General features: G+C 43.1%; 15 protein-coding genes and 1 pseudogene. 4 read left to right on the forward strand and 12 right to left on the reverse strand.

The features are described 5' to 3' along the window. Positions 1 to 47: 47 nt before the first annotated feature. The 8 genes and pseudogenes from V7K50_RS06805 to V7K50_RS06840 all read right to left on the reverse strand — a co-directional run bounded on the left by V7K50_RS06805 (position 48) and on the right by V7K50_RS06840 (position 8,502). On the reverse strand, positions 48 to 683 hold the full coding sequence (locus tag V7K50_RS06805) for a restriction endonuclease subunit R (RefSeq protein WP_334958422.1): 636 nt from the start codon (positions 681 to 683) through the stop codon (positions 48 to 50). A 48-nt stretch (positions 684 to 731) separates the two neighbouring features. Continuing rightward, positions 732 to 1,067, reverse strand: coding sequence for a XisI protein (locus V7K50_RS06810; protein ID WP_334958424.1), 336 nt, complete (start codon positions 1,065 to 1,067; stop codon positions 732 to 734). Next, positions 1,055 to 1,435: pseudogene (locus V7K50_RS06815) on the reverse strand (XisH family protein). Before V7K50_RS06815 ends, V7K50_RS06810 begins: the two are co-directional and overlap by 13 nt. Positions 1,436 to 1,597: 162 nt before the next feature. Then, positions 1,598 to 3,115, reverse strand: coding sequence for an ABC transporter permease subunit (locus V7K50_RS06820; protein WP_334958426.1), 1,518 nt, complete (start codon positions 3,113 to 3,115; stop codon positions 1,598 to 1,600). Positions 3,116 to 3,833: 718 nt separating this feature from the next. Continuing rightward, on the reverse strand, positions 3,834 to 4,241 hold the full coding sequence (locus V7K50_RS06825; RefSeq protein WP_334958428.1) for a response regulator: 408 nt from the start codon (positions 4,239 to 4,241) through the stop codon (positions 3,834 to 3,836). Between the two features lie 6 nt (positions 4,242 to 4,247). After that, on the reverse strand, positions 4,248 to 4,649 hold the full coding sequence (locus tag V7K50_RS06830; RefSeq protein ID WP_334958430.1) for a response regulator: 402 nt from the start codon (positions 4,647 to 4,649) through the stop codon (positions 4,248 to 4,250). Beyond that, positions 4,621 to 6,708 carry a sensor histidine kinase gene (locus tag V7K50_RS06835; RefSeq protein ID WP_334958432.1) on the reverse strand — a complete coding sequence of 696 codons (2,088 nt, stop codon included), beginning with the start codon at positions 6,706 to 6,708 and terminating at the stop codon, positions 4,621 to 4,623. The genes V7K50_RS06830 and V7K50_RS06835 overlap by 29 nt, the downstream gene beginning before the upstream one ends. A 54-nt stretch (positions 6,709 to 6,762) precedes the next feature. Continuing rightward, positions 6,763 to 8,502, reverse strand: coding sequence for an ATP-binding response regulator (locus V7K50_RS06840; protein ID WP_334958434.1), 1,740 nt, complete (start codon positions 8,500 to 8,502; stop codon positions 6,763 to 6,765). Positions 8,503 to 10,052: 1,550 nt separating this feature from the next. Between V7K50_RS06840 and V7K50_RS06845 the strand changes: the two genes are divergently transcribed. Continuing rightward, entirely contained in the window at positions 10,053 to 10,808 is a 756-nt protein-coding gene (locus V7K50_RS06845) for an amino acid ABC transporter ATP-binding protein (protein WP_334958436.1), read from the forward strand. 78 nt (positions 10,809 to 10,886) lie between these two features. Here V7K50_RS06845 and V7K50_RS06850 read toward each other — a convergent pair whose 3' ends face one another. Both V7K50_RS06850 and lipB read right to left on the reverse strand, forming a co-directional pair. After that, the gene (locus V7K50_RS06850) at positions 10,887 to 11,087 is read right to left on the reverse strand and encodes a hypothetical protein (protein WP_334804831.1); all 201 of its coding nucleotides are present in this window, start codon (positions 11,085 to 11,087) and stop codon (positions 10,887 to 10,889) included. A gap of 246 nt (positions 11,088 to 11,333) precedes the next feature. Next, positions 11,334 to 12,056 carry a lipoyl(octanoyl) transferase LipB gene (gene lipB, locus V7K50_RS06855; RefSeq protein ID WP_334958438.1) on the reverse strand — a complete coding sequence of 241 codons (723 nt, stop codon included), beginning with the start codon at positions 12,054 to 12,056 and terminating at the stop codon, positions 11,334 to 11,336. Between the two features lie 628 nt (positions 12,057 to 12,684). On the opposite strand from lipB, the gene hpf reads away from it, so the two are divergent. After that, positions 12,685 to 13,329 (forward strand): ribosome hibernation-promoting factor, HPF/YfiA family, encoded by a 645-nt coding sequence (gene hpf / locus V7K50_RS06860; protein WP_334958665.1) that lies wholly within the window; start codon positions 12,685 to 12,687, stop codon positions 13,327 to 13,329. Between the two features lie 130 nt (positions 13,330 to 13,459). Here the strand turns inward: hpf and V7K50_RS06865 are convergent, their stop codons facing one another. Beyond that, on the reverse strand, positions 13,460 to 13,918 hold the full coding sequence (locus V7K50_RS06865) for a peroxiredoxin (RefSeq protein ID WP_334958440.1): 459 nt from the start codon (positions 13,916 to 13,918) through the stop codon (positions 13,460 to 13,462). A 119-nt stretch (positions 13,919 to 14,037) separates the two neighbouring features. Here V7K50_RS06865 and V7K50_RS06870 point away from each other — a divergent pair, with 119 nt between their 5' ends. Beyond that, positions 14,038 to 15,165 (forward strand): acyltransferase family protein, encoded by a 1,128-nt coding sequence (locus V7K50_RS06870; protein WP_334958442.1) that lies wholly within the window; start codon positions 14,038 to 14,040, stop codon positions 15,163 to 15,165. 544 nt (positions 15,166 to 15,709) lie between these two features. Next, positions 15,710 to 16,414 (forward strand): CAP domain-containing protein, encoded by a 705-nt coding sequence (locus tag V7K50_RS06875; RefSeq protein ID WP_334958667.1) that lies wholly within the window; start codon positions 15,710 to 15,712, stop codon positions 16,412 to 16,414. A gap of 265 nt (positions 16,415 to 16,679) precedes the next feature. On the opposite strand, the gene V7K50_RS06880 is transcribed toward V7K50_RS06875, so the two are convergent. After that, positions 16,680 to 17,390 carry a rhomboid family intramembrane serine protease gene (locus tag V7K50_RS06880; protein WP_334958444.1) on the reverse strand — a complete coding sequence of 237 codons (711 nt, stop codon included), beginning with the start codon at positions 17,388 to 17,390 and terminating at the stop codon, positions 16,680 to 16,682. Between the last annotated feature and the right edge of the window lie 89 nt (positions 17,391 to 17,479).

The following is a 17,479-nucleotide window of genomic DNA, read 5'->3' on the forward strand; positions in this document are numbered from 1 at the left end:
CGTGGGTGAATAAGTTTTCGATGCGATAGCTCTAATTAAATTACCTTTTAAAGCTGACAAATTGCTTTTAAAACTTGTAACAACTGAGTTGAACGCTCTCTTTCCATTAAATTTAATTCTGGTAACAGATAATAAATCGGGGGATTTCCTTGTTCGATATAGACAAACTGATAACTTCTACCATTAGTCGCTAATCCCCAAACTGATTTTTGATTATCTAAATTTTTATAAGAGTATGTGAGTAGCTGAGGTAAAGCTGTTGATATATCAATCTGACTATTTTTAGACTCAATTAATAGTACCCAAAAATATGTTTGAGGTTTGGTATGTTTAGCTTTACTAATAGCTAAAATATCAAATCTTCCTTTAATTTTGATATCTTCATCTTCAACTTCAATATCAGCAATATTTTCCTCCAAAAGAATCTCGATAGGATAGCGATAAAAACCAGCTAATCTTAATAAAGGGGCAACTGCAAGAAACTTTACCTGACCTTCAGAAACTTTTCCTACTGTCAGGTATCTATCAAAGTCATGCTGAATTTGTTTGAGTTCCTGCTGTTCTGTCTCCGTGAGAGGTTGCAGAGATAAGTAGTTAGAAAATGAGTCACTGTACTGTTTTTGAAAGCCAAACAGACGCTGAATTTCTTCTAAAGATAAATTACGAGCGTTGAGAATTGTCATATATTTTTCCTTGATTGAAACGAAAAATGTTTGTCAGTAGAGCAAATATTAACCTACAGCAAAATCTGTGAACTGTCTTTTGTAAGGCGAGTGAAATCCTAATACAATATCTTGTTTAGCAACGCCTAAAGCGACTAATTCATCACCAATATTAGCTTCCGTTCCATTATGTTGAATCCAAATTTTTTCATTCTTAATATCTAAATGTAATACACAACCATATACACGCCGCTTGTTTTCCCAACCCACATATACTAATTGATAGTGGTCGTGTTCGGTATCAAAGATAGTTTGTGCTTCCACTTCACTATCAGATTTCTCATACTGACTATATACTGTTAATAACTGCTGAATGTACTTTCTATATTTATCTAAGTTAGCCATCTGAGAATAACCTCATTTTCGATATCATAAATTAGCAACAGTAATTGATATTCTTGAATTATCATCTGAGGAAATGGCAGCTTAAAAAAAGTTTCGTAAGTATCTGAAGGAATCGCTAAATATAAAATGCGTTCTGGTTGTTCTTGGGAAAGTGCAAAGCGATAGTTAATAAATTGTCCAAGAAAACTCTTAATCTCGACAGCTATTTTTTTTCCTTATCTTTCAGCCGCAATAATCTTTTCTGCTCCCAAATCAATATATAATTCAACCAAACCCCACTCTATACGTAAAGGATCATCTGTAATAGTCCAACCATCTTTTTGTAAGCCTAATTTTACAACATCGTGAAATTTATCTTTTGCTGACATAACATAATTTGTTCGTTCGGGGGAGCATTCTATCTATATATTATCCACCTTCTCAAGCCGTATAACTTGATATGCCAAATTAGTTAACAAAGTAACGCACCATATTTATCTCGTCTGTTTAGGTGCGTTAGCCTACGGCATAACACACCCTACATAAAATTATTAAGTATCGTATTTTTTCTGGACTTTAACCGGATTCATCCACACTTCTAAGCGACTAAACGCTTGTGAAAAAAGTAACGTCAAACATAAATAAATCACCGCTACACCTGCATAAATCTCAAAAGCGCGATAATTGTCAGCAATAATTAACTGTCCTTTACGTAGTAATTCTTCAAACCCAATCACAGAAACTAAGCTAGTATCTTTCAATAAACTAATAAAATCATTACCTAAAGGTGGAATCATCCGCCGGAAAGCTTGGGGAAAAATTACATAAATCATGGTTTGCACAGAACTCAAACCTAATGATTGTGCTGCTTCTGCTTGTCCTGGTTCAATTGATTGAATCCCAGCACGAACAACTTCAGCAATATATGCAGCACTATTCAAACTTAAAGCAATTACCCCAGCAGTTAGACGATCAAAACTAAATGTCAAACCCAGTTCTTGCAAAATTGCTGGTAATCCAAAGTAAATCATAAAAATTTGCAGCAATAAAGGCGTTCCCCGAAAAAAATCTACATAGGCCCTCGCTATCCAACGCACAGGTGCGATAGGAGAAAGGCGGATAATACCAATGAGGGAACCGCCAATTAAACCAAATACTACAGAAATTATCGTCAATTGCAACGTTACCAACGCACCCTGTAATAATGTTGGAAAAGCCTGCAAAATTACGCTAATTGAAGTAAATATTTTAGGCGCGTTAGTGTTAGTTTGATTCTCAAATGGTGATTTAGCTGGTAATTTAGGCGGTTCGGCTTTAAACCATTTTTGGTAAATTTGGGCATAAGTGCCATTTTTCAACACCCTATCCAAGCCATCATTTATTAATGCCAAATTCGGCGAGTTTTTAGTTGTAGCAATTCCATAAAACTCCTCTGTCAGTAATTGCTGTACTACTTTAATTCCCTGAAGATTACCCGTATTAATAGCATATAAAGTAACAGGTGCATCATTAATTACCGCATCCACATTACCATTGAGCAATTCTTGCAAGGCTAGAGGTGCGGAATCAAAACTGCGAATTTGCACTCCCGGAACACTTTTAGCCTTTGCAGCCCCAGTTGTGCCAAGTTGTACAGCAATTCTTTTATTTTTGAGGCTGTCAAAGCCAGTAATATCTTGATTGTCTGTGCGAATTGCGATCGCTAACCCAGCCTTAAAATAGGGACGGGAAAAAGAAACACTCTTCGCCCTCTCCTCTGTAATCGTGATCGAACTAATGGCCGCATCTACCGTTTTGGCTTGCAAAGCTGGGATAATACCATCAAAAGGCAGACTTTGAAAATCCACTTTAAAGTTAGCAGCAAGTGCAATCGCATTCATCAAATCAATAGAAAAACCCTGCAACTCACCAGCTTGTCCTTTAAACTCAAAAGGTGGAAATGCAGGTTCCGTAGCCACCCGCAGAGTTTTCCCGGCGCTAGGGTTCACAGCACAGCCAGCCAGTAACAAACAGCTAAAACCGACAACCACACACCAGCGCAGCCAACGCCCAAAATCAAATTTAGCCATATTATTTTCTCTTCCCTCTTCTTCCTACGCATTTCCTGCACCCGCCGAAGATGGGGCAAAGTTAGAGAAGCTGTAATTTTATGCCAACCTGCCTTTTCTTTCTAGTGCAAAGTAGAACATATTCTCTGCGCTAGGGTCAATATCTGCTTTTCTGTTAGTGCATAGTTATAGCGGTTCCCATTCAGTTGCGGTATAATATTACATCACCATGTGTAGGGAACAGTGCCCATTGGTGTCAACTTAAGCCCAAACGCTTATTCTACAGACGTTTTACCCCCCTTAATCCCCCCTTATAAAGGGGGGGGGAAAGAAATCCAGTTCCCTCCCCTTTACAAGGCTACGGTGTACACACATCTTTGTGCTAAGTGCAAAATGTGGCTTGATCCCCCTAAATCCCCCGATAAATTGGGGGACTTTGATTCTTTCCCCCCCTTTTTTAAGGGGGGTTAGGGGGGATCAAAACGTTGTGGGGCTAGGTTATAAGACTTGTGTGTACACCGTAGCCTTTACAAGGGGAGGGTTAGGGTGGGGTAACGCGGCTCGTGATGAGAAGCCAAAGAATTGAATATCACGTCTTGACAAGGGTTTCACCTTAAGTTGACACCAATGGGCAGTGTCGTGCCCCTACCGTGTACCTCATGTAAACGAGAACGGCTATATAGCCCGGCCTAGCGATCGCACCAAGGCATAAATTAGGTATAGGTAAGTAATTTGCAACTTAGTGTAACTCAGTTGTACCTGGTGTTAACAGTTGCTTGATTTGGTCAGCCAAGATTTCTAATCCAGCATCCTTGGCAAAAAATCCGTCAGCGTCTGGGCATATTTGTTTGCCATGCACCTCTAACTCGTTCTTGCTCATGTAAGCCGTGACGAGGATAACCACAGGAGAACGGGGCAAGCGTTGTTTAAGAGCAGTAACGATTGCGATGCCATCTGTATCTAGCTCATGCCGAGCCGCAGGCAGCACGAAATCCACCAAGAAGAGATCATACTGCTTAAGTACCTCTAACTCCCATAAGAAAGTAGACACTGACTTGTAGGTTGCCACTGTATATTCTTGCTTGAAAAAGCGTTGGGCGATCCGACACCAGTCTTCGTCATCATCCAAAATCGCCAGTTTATACATAGGGATTTAATTCCTCTTTTTACCAAGCTGGGTAATTACATCTAAAAAGCTTTCGTAATCAGTAATCGGTTTGGTATAGCAATCGTCTGCCCCAGATTCAGCCAACAGAAGATGTAGTTCCGCAGGCATAGTATAGGCTGTTACCACGATAATCGGTATATCTTTCCAGTGTGCTTTCACATAGCGCGACAGAATAGAACCATCGACTTTTTGCCCTTGCCACCTAGCTCCTGGCAAATTGATATCCATAATTACAAGTTCTACTGCCCCCACTGAGCATCGGTGAAAAATCTCTTTTGGTTCGGCAGTGATAAACACCTGATGGCCTCCCAAGCGTTCGAGGAGTTTGGCGGTTCCCTTAGCTAAAAGTTGGTCATCCTCAACTAGTAGGATGTTCAAGACTGTCACCTCTGAGCCTACTTACTTCACTTAGGGGCAAGGTAAAAGATACCGTGCTTCCCTGTTCTGAACCAAGGCTCTCAAGCCAGATTCGACCACCCATAAGTTCCACCAGCCGCTTGCAAATAGTCAGCCCTAAGCCCGTGCCTCCGTAGGATCGCTGAGTAGAACCATCAGCTTGCACAAATGGGGCAAACAGTTGCTCTGAGTTTTCCATATCAATGCCAAGACCCGTGTCCCGCACTGATATCTCAGCCATTGTCCCACTACTGTCAGTGATAGCCCTGACATCAATATTACCCTCATCTGTGAATTTTAAGGCGTTAGAGAGCAGGTTAGTCATCACCTGGCGGACTTTGATCTTGTCGGCGAAAACAGTCAGGGCTTCAGAGTGGAGCGTCAGAGGAATTCCCTTCTTGCGGCTTTCGGCACCTGAGAGGAAACATTGCTCTTGTAAAAGTTGTTGCAGATCAACTGTCGCCAAGTCTAAGCCTATGCGCCCGTCTTCAATCTTGGCAATGTCAAGCACATCGTTGATGATAGTAACTAGATTTTGCGTTGATTGATAAGCTGCATCGATATATTCGCGCAACTCCTCTTCGTTTTCATAAAGGCGATCTTGGAGCAATTTTAAATAGTTCAAGGTCGAGGCCAGAGGTGTTCGCAGTTCGTGGCTGGTAGAAGCCATAAAGTTGCTCTTGAGGCGACTTACTTCTTCTGCGGCAGATTGGGCATGAGAGAGAGCCTGATTGTGCATCTCAACTACCAGGCGTTGCTGCCGTTCGCGCTGATAGAGTCGGTTTTGGAGTACGGCCAGGGATAGGTGAATGTTCAAAGACTGGATGAATTCTATCTCTTCCATACTCCACGGGTGAGCCTGGTCTTGTTTGAGCGCCTGCCATTGCCCCATAGACTGGCGAGGTCTCTGTTGGCGCTCATCGGCCTCGTCATAGCCCAACCAAAGACTTTCGGTGTCGATTTGATCGCGAAAGAACGTCAGATACCCCAAGAATTCTTTGCCATAATACAATGGTTGAATGATCAAGCCCCGAATCGGCGTGGTCTGGAAGGATTCAATCAGTTGGTACAGACGTGGTTCTTGCTGAAGATCAATTACCACTCGTAGAGAAGGACTATCCTTTGGAACTAAGCTAGGGTCGATGGCAGTAGGAGCTATCTCTACCTCTTGCCAGAGGGGATGATTTTCTAGGAAGTCTGGATGCTCAAGCTCGGATGAGTCCGGCTGATTTCCGTAAGTATAAAGATGGGCTGGTAAAGCCTGATCCGGAGAAGTTAGGTACAACCTTCCTCCCGAACTGCCAGAGGCTTTCACTGCTTGCTCCAGAACGTTATGCAGAATCTGCTCAGGTGCCAGAGGCGCGTGCAGCAGAGCGGCAATCTGATTGACGATCGCTTCCCGTTGTTGTTGCTCGTGAACCTGACTCAGCAGACTTGCCTGGGTAATGGCTAGTGAAACCTGGTTAGCAAGCAATTGCACGACCTGCAAATCCTCAGATGTAATCTCTCTCGGTTCGGCATGATGAGAGATCAACAGCCCCCAGAGTTCCTGTTCATAAATTATTGGCACTACCAGGGAAGACTGCACACCCATTTGCGTCAAATACTCGACATGGCAGGGGTCTACTGGTCGGCTTAAGATATCTTCAAGGGGTTGCTCTTGGACTTCTTTAACGGTCAAGTCTCCCGTTGCCGTCGTTTTCACGGTCGGGAGCGAGTTGAGGATAATACGCTGTTCGCTGACATTGACAATTGTGCGGGTACGTGCTTTAACAAACAAAGCCCGCGCTTGGGGCGGAATGTCATCAGATGGATAGTGTAATCCCAACAAAGAAGGCAGGCGGTTGGGGGCACTTGCTTGGGCAATAACGTGTCCATGCCCGTCGCGATCAAAGCGGTAAACCTTAGTCCGGTCGGTTTGCAAAAATGCTCGCAGCTCGGCCACCGTTGCATCTAAAATCTCTTGAAGGTTCAGCGATTGCCGGATGCGGTTCGCCATCCGAGCGAGTAGAGCTTCTTTGCGTTCAGGAAGGAATTGATCCTTTAGCATTCTAAAACCGTAATTTGTAGTCAACTATTTACTCCCGATTTCTCAGGGCAACTATTATTTAACTAGGCTAGCAATTACCATAACTAACTCGCTTGGTTCTATTGGCTTAGTCAGATGTTTCTGGAATCCTGCTTGGAGAACTTGTTGTTGGTTAATCTCTCCAGCATAGGCTGTCAGTGCGATCGCCTGAATTTCTCCCCCTTGCTCAGACGGTAGCGATCGAATTTTACGAATCAACATATAGCCATCCATTTCTGGCATCCCAATATCACTTAAGAGAATGTCTGGCTTCTGAAGTGCAAAGGCGTTTAGCGCATCACTTGCTGAAGCGACGGCACGCACAGAAGCACCATAGCCTTCAAGCAGAAAGACTATCAGATCGCGGGTGTCAACCTCATTTTCCACCACTAGCACCTTTACTCCTTCCAGATTGGCAGAGACATCAGGCAACCCTTTGTCCTCGTTTTTTAAAGGTACAACACTATGAATGGGTAGTAACACAGTGAACGTGGCACCAAAACCATCTCCCAAGCTCTCTACTTGAACTGTTCCACCGTGTAGTTCAACGAGGCGACGAGCGATCGCCAGCCCTAGCCCCAATCCGCCAAAGGTTCTTGTGGTGCTATTATCAGCTTGACGGAAGTAATCAAATACGTAAGGCAGAAAGTCTGGGTTGATGCCTTTACCCGTATCACTCACTCGGATTTGGGCTTGTGTACCCACGCGCTCAAGTCGCACTGACACCTGACCCCCGGACGCTGTGAACTTAATGGCGTTAGACAGCAGATTCCAGATGACTTGTTGCAAGCGACTCGGATCACCCAAAACTTGCCCCACATTCGTTTCAAGTATCGTCTGGAGTTGAATTGACTTAGCCTCAGCCGCTAGATGCACGGTATCAAGTGCTACTTCAATCACGGCTGAAAGATCAATAGAGCAGACATTGAGACTGAGCTTGCTTTGAAGAATGCGAGAAACATCCAGTAAATCTTCCATCATCTGAGACTGTAACTTGGCATTGCGCTCAATAGTTGCTAGAGCATAAGCTGTCTTAGCTTCATCAAACTTACGGGTTTGGAGAAGTTTTGCCCAACCCAAGATCGGGTTGAGAGGGGAACGCAGTTCGTGAGATAGAACAGCGAGGAACTCATCTTTGAGACGATTGGCTTGTTCAGCTTCCGCACGGGCGGCTTGCTCACGGCGTGCAGATTCTTCGGCGGCTTGACGGGCATTGCTATTATAAAGAGCGGCGGCGGTAAAATTTGCCAGGCTTGTGATTAGTCGCAAGTCTTCTTTATCAAACCGCCGATGTTCATTATGTGACATAATCCAAATCGCACCAAGCTGTTGATTGGCAATCAATAAAGGAAACACCAGGATCTCGATAATTGTTGGCTTCAACTGTTGCAAATAGGTGAAATAACGTTCTGGATAGGAATAGAGCAGAGGGGCTTGACGTTCTAGGCAGATGCCGCAAGGACTAAAGGTGCTGAGATATGTATCTTGTTCATAGGCTTCTAACATCCCAGCTACTGCAACCCAGCGAAAAATTTCTTTCCCGTTTGGAGTTACCTCAAGTAGGCTCACACCACTTGTTTCTGCCCGACACAGTTGAGCGGTTATTTTTACAAGGTTTTTCAGGAGAATTTGAGGCTGCTCAAGTAGTTGCTCTACTAGGAGATGAAGTGCATCGTTCTCTTCTTTGAGGTCAGTGGTTCTGGGTACTCGATGTGACAACTCTTGTGTGATGAGAATATCGTCTAAAGATTTCTGCTTTACTGGTTCATTCGTCATTACCCTACTCCCCTTGTGAAAGCTATTTGGTTAAGCAGTCTTTATCCAGGTTCAACTAAATTCCGTAACATTTCTTCAAGAGGTTAGAGGATGTTTGAAAAGTCCTCTTCTTGGTAGCAAAACATTCTAGATCCCCCTAAATCCCCCTTAAAAAGGGTGACTTTGACTCCGGTTCCCCCTTTTTTAAGGGGGGTTAGGGGGGATCTAAAAGTGTCTAAAGTCACAGCGAAATACTTTTCAAACAACCTCTTAGACTCATTCTTCCCCAACTTCAGCCAAGCTTCTTGGGGAGGAATGTTAGTTCCTAAGTAGCTACTAGTAGTCTGTCCCATTAATTCTGAGGTGCTGCGAGATGCCCGACAACTTTTACGAAGTCGGGGATCTGACCACCATCACCGATCAGAATTAGTGATATGAACCACTAGCTTGACAGACTACTAGAGAGCCGTGACTGTCTAACCCTCTTTTATTACTTTCACCAGATAAAAATCACAAACCTTTACTGTCATGAATTTATAAATCTAGGGCGTTGCTGGGTTGAGGAACGAAACTCAACCAGGATTTACGCAAACAATACCCGAAATCGTGATTTTCTTCTTAGGGGCAATTCATGAATTGCCCCAGAGCGCGTGTAATTTGGTGTAAGCCCTATCAACAACAGGAATTTTTGATTTTGTTGCGTTTCCCTCCTCGAAACGCAACAAAATACTGCTCAGTAAAAATATTTGTAGGTTGGGTTTCGCAGAGCGAAACCCAACCTATTTTTTTTTTCAGAGGAATAAAAGATCGCTAAGAAAATATGAGTAAGATTTTGTTGGGGTTTGAATCCCATTCAAATCTTAATAGTCCCTAATTCCCAGTTCTCAGTTTAATCGGCTTCATCACTAATTATGAAGGCACTGGATATTTATTCAGATCGAATGTTATTACAAATTGTGCGCCGTTTGTTACTCTCTTAGGTAAGAGCTTGAAAGTTCCTGATACTACCACCACGGCTTTTTAACTGGCAGAAATCACTTGGATGGCCAACCCTTTTATTACATCAGTTGACACTAATTAATACTAGAACACCAATTCAGTAATCCTGGAAGAACCTTTTCCCCAACACCTCTTTGAAGCCCAGAGGGGAGCTAAACTCCCCCAACGCTAGTAGCTACGGTGTACACACAAGTCATAGAATTGCCTAAATGCATAATTTCGCGCGCTGTACACACCCAGCCCGCCAACGGTTGTAAACCGTTGTCTAATAGCCAAAGTCATCTAAAAGATGACTAATATTGTCGGCGTGGGAGTCCATTAAAATGTACTTGTGCTGTTAGCCAGCGATTTAAATCGCTGGCGGGATATGGGTTTAACCAACTTGTGTGTACACCGTAGATGCTAGTAGGGAAGGGGGCTGGGGGGTTAGGTTTTGATTACTGAATCCATACTCTAGGTAGATGTCATCTCATGTCCAATTATGCGGACATGAGATCAATCATTTGCTCAGACTTGTGTATGTGGTTCGTTCACCACACTACAATCAACTGTAGAGCAGCTTGACATTAGTAATGAACAACACCATCCCCGCCATTATTTTTGACAATATCGAAAAAAACTTTGGTTCCCTCAAAGTCCTCAAAGGAATCACCGGCGAAATCAACCGGGGAGAAGTCGTTGCAATTATCGGTTCCTCCGGTTGTGGTAAAAGTACTCTACTACGCTGCTTCAATCGCCTAGAAACCATTGACAATGGGCGTTTAATCATCAACGGGATCAACTTATCCCGCCCCACTATCAACTATAGCCAACTGCGGCAACTACGAACCCAAGTAGGCATGGTTTTCCAGCAATTCAACCTGTTTCCCCATCTCAGCGTTCTGGAAAATATGACCCTCGCACCGCGTAAAGTTTTGGGTAAAACACCGAAAGAAAGCGCCCAACTAGCGAGATTATATCTTGAAAAAGTCGGTTTATTTGACAAAGCCTCTGCTTATCCCGAACAGCTTTCAGGCGGACAAAAGCAACGAGTAGCGATCGCCCGTAGTTTATGTATGAATCCCCAAATCATGCTATTCGACGAACCCACCAGCGCCCTAGATCCTGAACTTGTCGGCGAAGTTCTGCAAGTGATACAGCAATTGGCCGCAGAAGGCATGACAATGGTGGTTGTCACCCATGAAATGCAATTTGCGCGGGAAGTAGCCCATCAGGTGATATTTTTAGACAAAGGTATTGTCACAGAACAAGGTTCAGCATCTGAAGTGCTGACTAATCCCCAAAGCGATCGCCTACGTATTTTCCTCAGTCGCCTTAACGATAGATAGTTAGGAGTTAGGAGTTAGGAGTTAGGAGTTGATAATGAAAGGTTCTTTTATAACTCCCCACTCCCCACTCCCCACTACTTAAAGGTACTCACGCAAGAAATCAAAGGGATCATCTTCCCAACAAGGTTCAGGTATCAGCCAAAACAAACTACTGTGGATGTCGGCTTCAATGTCATCACCGTCATCTCGATCAAATAGTTCTATCAAAGCTGTCCAATCACGTTCTCTCAAAGACGCTAGGGATGGGGCATATACCTGGAGATTATTTGAGTAATTCACGCGTAAAGTTGTGCTTGACAGCCGTAAAAATACCAATTCAAAATGACGCTCACGGACTCGCTAACAAAATTCAAAATTAAGAAAGCCTTATTTAATCTAGGTTTCTAGGTTTATATCTGTCACGTTCTTTTTTCAAATTGGGATTAAATAGTTATTTTGATACTATTAAATATCGACTACTCTCTTCAGTGTCTCACAATTTAAATAGGACTACTATAGTATTTCTTACATAATTACAAACTGAATTTACTCAGACTGGAAAAATCCTTGCGGGTGAGATTCGACTAATTCCACGCCAAAGACTTCTGCAAAGGACTGTGCTACATAAAAACGCACATCTTGGCAGGTGATATCTGGAATCCATTCGGCTAAACTGCCTACAGGTTTGTCAGAAATACCACAGGGTACTATACGCTCAAAGCCTGTCATATCTGGACAAACATTTAATGCAAAGCCGTGCATAGTAATCCAACGGCTGACTTTAATACCAATAGCCGCAACTTTTCGCCCTTGTAACCAAACGCCAGTAAAAGCCGGAATTCTTTCTCCCTGCAACCCATAAACTGCCAATACGCGAATTATTACTTCTTCGAGTTGGCGTAAGTACCAATGGAGGTCTTGACGATAACGTTGCAGATTTAAAATTGGATAACCCACCAGTTGACCGGGACAATGGTAAGTAACCTCGCCGCCTCGTTCAACTCGATGCACATCATATTCACCGTTTACCCTGAGCGTTCGCGTAGCGTCTCGTAGAGAAGCCGAAGGGTCAATATCAAATTTCAGAAAATCTGAGTTGCTTCCTTGGCCAAGAGTGTAAACAGGTGGATGTTCTAGCAAAATTAACACGTCATCTAGACTGGGGTCATGGATGCGCTCAGTCAGGAGCGATCGCTGCCATCTATGAGCCTCTAAGTAAGGCATTAATCCTTGGTTATACAACAAACAATGGTTTTTGCGTGCTTCCATACTATAGATAATGCCAAAAATCAACTGTATTAAGGACGAAATATATTTCAATTTACAGGATTGGAGTCAAAAATATTAAGTTTTGCAAAGGATTTTAAAGGAAAGTCAAGGGAACCTGCATTAGAAAATACAAAGTGCTAGTTTGAATATTAACCTCAATAGGTTTTAGGAGGAATTCTCTGCAATAAGAATCATGCCAAGACAATAAGGACGAATGCATTGGCTGATGACTCTTATAACATTGCTTGCATTTCAAACAGAATCAAACTTCCACAAAGACCTGTATTATTGAACAGTAGCAAGCAAACTTCAACTGAACATAGAAGGAGCAACTATCAACAATTCTGTAAGCCTTGCTTTAAAGAAGAAGGTAGTCACGGCAGCTACCATTCAGATTGCCTCACTCAAGAGTTCTAAGTGGATATCCAATTGGATATAAGCGCAGAGATGAGGAGGTAAATCAAGGGTATACTTGAGAAAAACTCAGATGCAGCAAGCTGAGAGACAGCTTGCTAGCAGTATGTGCAATAGTTCACAATTTGTTTTGGCGGGAGTAATAGAGCTTACCGCAACTTCTTTTCATACAAAGCAAATTCACACATTCAAATATTTAGTGGGAGAGTATTACATGAAGCTTGTCATCCACAGCAAAAATATTGAAATCACCGATGCAATTCGTGAGTATGTACATCAAAAAATTGAAAAAGCAGTTAGTCACTTTCAGAGCATTACAAATGAAGTGGATGTGCATCTTAGCGTCGGACGTAATCCCCGAATTAATACTAGACAAGCGGCTGAAGTAACTATTTATGCTAATGGTAGCGTTATCCGTGCCGAGGAAAGCAGCGAAAGCCTATATGCCAGCATTGACTTAGTTGCAGATAAAATTGCCCGTCAACTGCGGAAATACAAAGAACGTCGTCAAGACCAGAAAACTCATGCCCTACCAACAGAAACAGTTGTTGCAGAGTCGATAGTAACAGATTTAATTGGCGATCGCACCCCCGAACTACCCAACGAAGTCGTCCGCACCAAATATTTTTCCATGCCGCCGATGACCCTTGCAGAAGCCTCAGAACAGCTGCAACTCGTAGGACACGACTTTTATATGTTCCGTAATTCTGAAACTGGCGAGATTAATGTCATTTACGAACGCAACCACGGCGGTTATGGCGTGATTCAACCCCGCAATGGTAACGGTCATACCAACGGCAAGAATGGCAAGGCAACCCACGCTAATATCGTCATGCCGGAAAAGTCGCATTCTAAATAGGGAATGGGGACTAGGGATTAGGGACTAGGGACTCGGGACTAGGAGAGAGTTTCCCAATCCCCAATCCCCAATACTTCGGCTTACCTCGGCTTCGCTCGGCACAAGTCGCTCAGTACAAGTCCCCAATCTCCTATTTTGCAACAGATTGCAAACTTTTCAGCGCTTCTTCAACGTGACCTTTAAAGTTGAACATGGAATCAAACACGTATTGCACAACTCCCTGTTGGTCAATAACGTAAGTAACGCGACCAGGGAATAAGCCAAAGGCTGCTGTTGCGCCATATAGCTTCCGCACTTGGTCGCCTTTGTCAGTTAACAAAGTAAAAGGTAGATTATATTTCGCAGCAAATCGCTGGTGAGATTCGCTGGAGTCAGCACTTACGCCGACAACTTCAGCACCAGCAGTTTTAAACACTTCATACTGATCCCGAAAGGCGCAGGATTCAGCCGTACATCCGGGTGTATCGTCCTTGGGATAGAAATATAGCACAACAGCTTTGTTGCCGCGAAAATCTTGGAGGCTAATTGTTGAGCCGTTTTGAGCCGGTAGAGTGAAATTAGGAGCGGTATCTCCAACTTTAATTGGCATAGTGATTGGTGGTAATTGACTTAACAAAATTTTACCTTGTATCCAAGTCTATAAATTTTGCTTGATTACGTGCATCAAGGGGAGTAGCTTAGATACTCATGTAACAGAAAATTCCGCTTATGCGCCTGAGTTCACTGGATGTTTTTCGCGGCATTACCATCGCTGCGATGATTCTCGTCAATATGGCGGGTGTCGCAGATGATGTATATCCTCCTTTAGCCCACGCCGATTGGCACGGTTGCACACCAACTGACTTGGTATTTCCCTTCTTTCTCTTCATTGTTGGTGTAGCGATGACTTTCTCACTGTCAAAGTACACCGAAGGTAATAAACCAACCTCAGCCGTTTACTGGCGCATATTACGCCGCGCCGCCATTCTCTTTGCCTTGGGATTGCTACTAAATGGCTTTTGGAATCAGGGTATTTGGACTTTTGATTTGAGTAGTATCCGTATTATGGGAGTATTACAACGCATCAGCCTTACCTATCTCCTGGCTTCCCTAACTGTTCTCAACCTACCGCGTCAAAGTCAATGGATACTAGCAGCAGTGCTACTCATCGGCTACTGGCTGACGATGATGTATGTAGCAGTACCTGACTATGGGGCGGGAGTTTTGACACGGGAAGGTAACTTTGGTGCTTATGTTGACCGCCTGATTATTTCCAAAGCACATTTATATAAAGGTGATGGTTTCAAATTCATGGGAGATCCAGAAGGACTCTTCAGTACTATTCCTGCCATAGTAAACGTTCTCGCTGGTTACTTCACCGGGCAATGGATACGCAGTCAATCAGTAAAATCACGCATAAGTATAGGTTTAGCATTATTTGGAGTCGGTTGCTTAATTATCGGTTGGGCGTGGGGGTGGACATTCCCCATTAATAAAAAGCTGTGGACAAGTTCTTATGTAGTCTTTACAACAGGTTGGGCGTTGTTATTGCTAGCAGCTTGTTATGAACTCATCGAAGTCCGGTTGATGCGTCGCTGGAGTAAACCTTTTGAAATTATGGGCTTAAATGCGATCGCTCTTTTCGTTGCATCGGTTTTATTGATTAAAATTTTAGTCAAAACCACGATTGGCACTGGCAAAGACGCTCCCAATACCTACAATTGGATTTACCAGAATTTTTTCGCATCTTGGGCGGGGGCGCTGAATGGTTCCCTGTTGTTTGCCATAGTCACCGTGTTGTTGTGGTGGGCTGTTGGTGTTTTGATGTATCGCCAACGCTGGTTTCTGAAAGTATAAATTTAAATAATTCGTAATTCGTAATTAAGTTTTGTGACGGGGATTTAGACCCCGATCCAAAACTTGCCGGTTATTGAACCGGGGGATTTAAACCCACGGTACTCGGTTAAAAGCCAATACAGTTCAGTTAAGCATTTCTTTCTTCTCTTTGCGTCCTTGGCGGTACCCTGCGGGAAGCCGTTCGCGTAGCGTCTCGTAGAGAAGCGTCTACGTTAAAAAAATTGACTTTGACAAAAAATTTTAGCCTTAACCCAAGCGTATTGGGTTAAAAGCAGGCGTGAGAAAATTAAAAGATTTTTATTGTTATTTACTTTTTGCTGTTCTCAATGTTACAACAGGTATTAAGTGATAGATTTGTCACACCTTAGGGGCGATGGCAGCTTTATCTAGATTATTGGTGCATTAATCTACACTTTCCTTGGCAACTCACCTAAGTTCTGAGATCGTTTCTAACGGCAGAAGCGTCTACAGACTTATCTGTGCGTTGAAAATTCTTATTTCTTCTAATTCACTAAATTAATCCATAGAAAATTGTGAGGTAATGATGCGTCGCATGAAATTTTGGGTATTTTTGCCAGTAGCCTTGATATTCGGCTGCTCAGATCAACTGTTTCAATCTAAACCCTCTGGAGCCAACCCGAATCCAGCAGTAGTTGAACAAACTAGTCCGATTTTATTAGCAAAGGCGAGTTATCTTTCACCGTTGGAACAACAGGTAATTGTTGAAACAAATAAGGTACGAACAAATCCCAAGGGATACCTGCCGATTTTGGAAAACTATAGAAACCGCTTTGAGGGGAACCGAGTCAAAATTTCTAATAATACCTATTTGCGAACTCAAGAAGGAGTCAAAGCAGTTGATGAAGCGATCGCATTTTTGAAATCAGCACGTCCTGTGGGAGCCTTGAGTGCATCAAAGGGTATGTCTTTAGGAGCAAAAGACCACGTTAAAGACCAAGGCCCAAAAGGTGCTATAGGTCATGATGGTAGCGATGGTAGCAACCCTTTTACTCGCATCAACCGCTATGGTACATGGGAAACAACCGCAGGCGAAAATATCAGTTATGGGCCAAACTCTGCTCAAGATATCGTCATGCAATTAATTATCGATGATGGCGTGCGCGATCGCGGTCATCGAAAAAATATTTTTAACGGCACTTTTAAAGTGTCTGGTGTTGCCTTTGGAACTCACAAATCATATAGAACAGTCTGCGTGATTGACTACGCTGGTGGGTATAGAGAAAAATAATTTCAGAATATACCTGGGGATTAGAAATCGCGGCTACATAAACCAAGTCCGTCTACGTGGATTCAAAGAATTTGAAACTCGCGTAGGCGGGTTTTTGTCTATAATGCGATCGCTTTTATTGTAAAGGCAGATAGGGAGCAATGCGGTTTTGTCAGATTCTTCCTCTATTTGTTCTAAAAGCTCAATTCCCCATTCTATAAGAGTTTCTTTGATTGGATCTCGCAATAATTAATGGTCACTATGATACTATGAAGAATTACTTGTATCAAGATTCTTCGTGGGATTTATCGCTAAATAAACCCAACAGTGGACCGAGAATTGCCCCAAAGATAAACCCGCCTGCATGTGCCCAGTAGGCAATACCACCGCTTTCCATACCGATGTTGGTAGGTGTTTCTAAACTAGCAAGTCCGTAAAAGGCTTGTTCGAGAAACCAAAATCCCAAAAAGAAATATGCGGGGACACGGAAAGTTGGGAAGAAAAACCCTAAAGGTATTACGCCGAGAACTTCGACGTTGGGAAAGCGGAGAATGTATGCACCCAGAATACCTGCGATCGCGCCACTTGCACCCAAAGAAGGAATGCTAGAATTTTGAGCGAAGAACCACTGAGTCAAGGATGCCAAAACACCGCAAGATAAATAAAACAGCAGATATTTGGCATGACCTAACTTATCTTCAACATTGTTACCAAAAATCCAGAGAAATAACATGTTGCCGGCTAAATGCAAGAAACCACCGTGCAGAAATTGGGAAGTAATCAAAGTTGCCCACTCTGGCAGTGGTTGATGTAGAGAGGTACCAGCAAAGCTTAAGGTGAGTTCTCGTGGAACTACAGCCGCAAGGTGTAAAAACCCATTTAATGCTTGTGGCGGAAGACTTGTTTCATAAAGAAAGGCGAGGACATTGGCAGCAATCAACCCATAAGTTACATAAGGCGTGATTTTTGTCGGATTATTATCTCTAATGGGAACCACAAGCGTTTTTTTCCTGATTTTAAGACACAAACTCTACGATACTGAATTATGTAAGTCGTTTCTTCTACCTCCTGGATGGATTCCATCAA

Origin of the sequence: Nostoc sp., assembly GCF_036917135.1 — a bacterium.
Classification (GTDB): domain Bacteria; phylum Cyanobacteriota; class Cyanobacteriia; order Cyanobacteriales; family Nostocaceae; genus Nostoc.

Bases quoted from the DNA above. Each gene is read 5' to 3' on its own strand.
- V7K50_RS06870 (WP_334958442.1), top strand. From the start codon at position 14,038: ATGCGCCTGAGTTCACTGGATGTTTTTCGCGGCATTACCATCGCTGCG.
- V7K50_RS06845 (WP_334958436.1), top strand. From the start codon at position 10,053: ATGAACAACACCATCCCCGCCATTATTTTTGACAATATCGAAAAAAAC.
- V7K50_RS06805 (WP_334958422.1), bottom strand. From the start codon at position 683: ATGACAATTCTCAACGCTCGTAATTTATCTTTAGAAGAAATTCAGCGT.
- lipB (WP_334958438.1), bottom strand. From the start codon at position 12,056: ATGGAAGCACGCAAAAACCATTGTTTGTTGTATAACCAAGGATTAATG.
- V7K50_RS06840 (WP_334958434.1), bottom strand. From the start codon at position 8,502: ATGACGAATGAACCAGTAAAGCAGAAATCTTTAGACGATATTCTCATC.
- V7K50_RS06875 (WP_334958667.1), top strand. From the start codon at position 15,710: ATGCGTCGCATGAAATTTTGGGTATTTTTGCCAGTAGCCTTGATATTC.
- hpf (WP_334958665.1), top strand. From the start codon at position 12,685: ATGAAGCTTGTCATCCACAGCAAAAATATTGAAATCACCGATGCAATT.
- V7K50_RS06820 (WP_334958426.1), bottom strand. From the start codon at position 3,115: ATGGCTAAATTTGATTTTGGGCGTTGGCTGCGCTGGTGTGTGGTTGTC.
- V7K50_RS06865 (WP_334958440.1), bottom strand. From the start codon at position 13,918: ATGCCAATTAAAGTTGGAGATACCGCTCCTAATTTCACTCTACCGGCT.
- V7K50_RS06825 (WP_334958428.1), bottom strand. From the start codon at position 4,241: ATGTATAAACTGGCGATTTTGGATGATGACGAAGACTGGTGTCGGATC.
- V7K50_RS06835 (WP_334958432.1), bottom strand. From the start codon at position 6,708: ATGCTAAAGGATCAATTCCTTCCTGAACGCAAAGAAGCTCTACTCGCT.
- V7K50_RS06810 (WP_334958424.1), bottom strand. From the start codon at position 1,067: ATGGCTAACTTAGATAAATATAGAAAGTACATTCAGCAGTTATTAACA.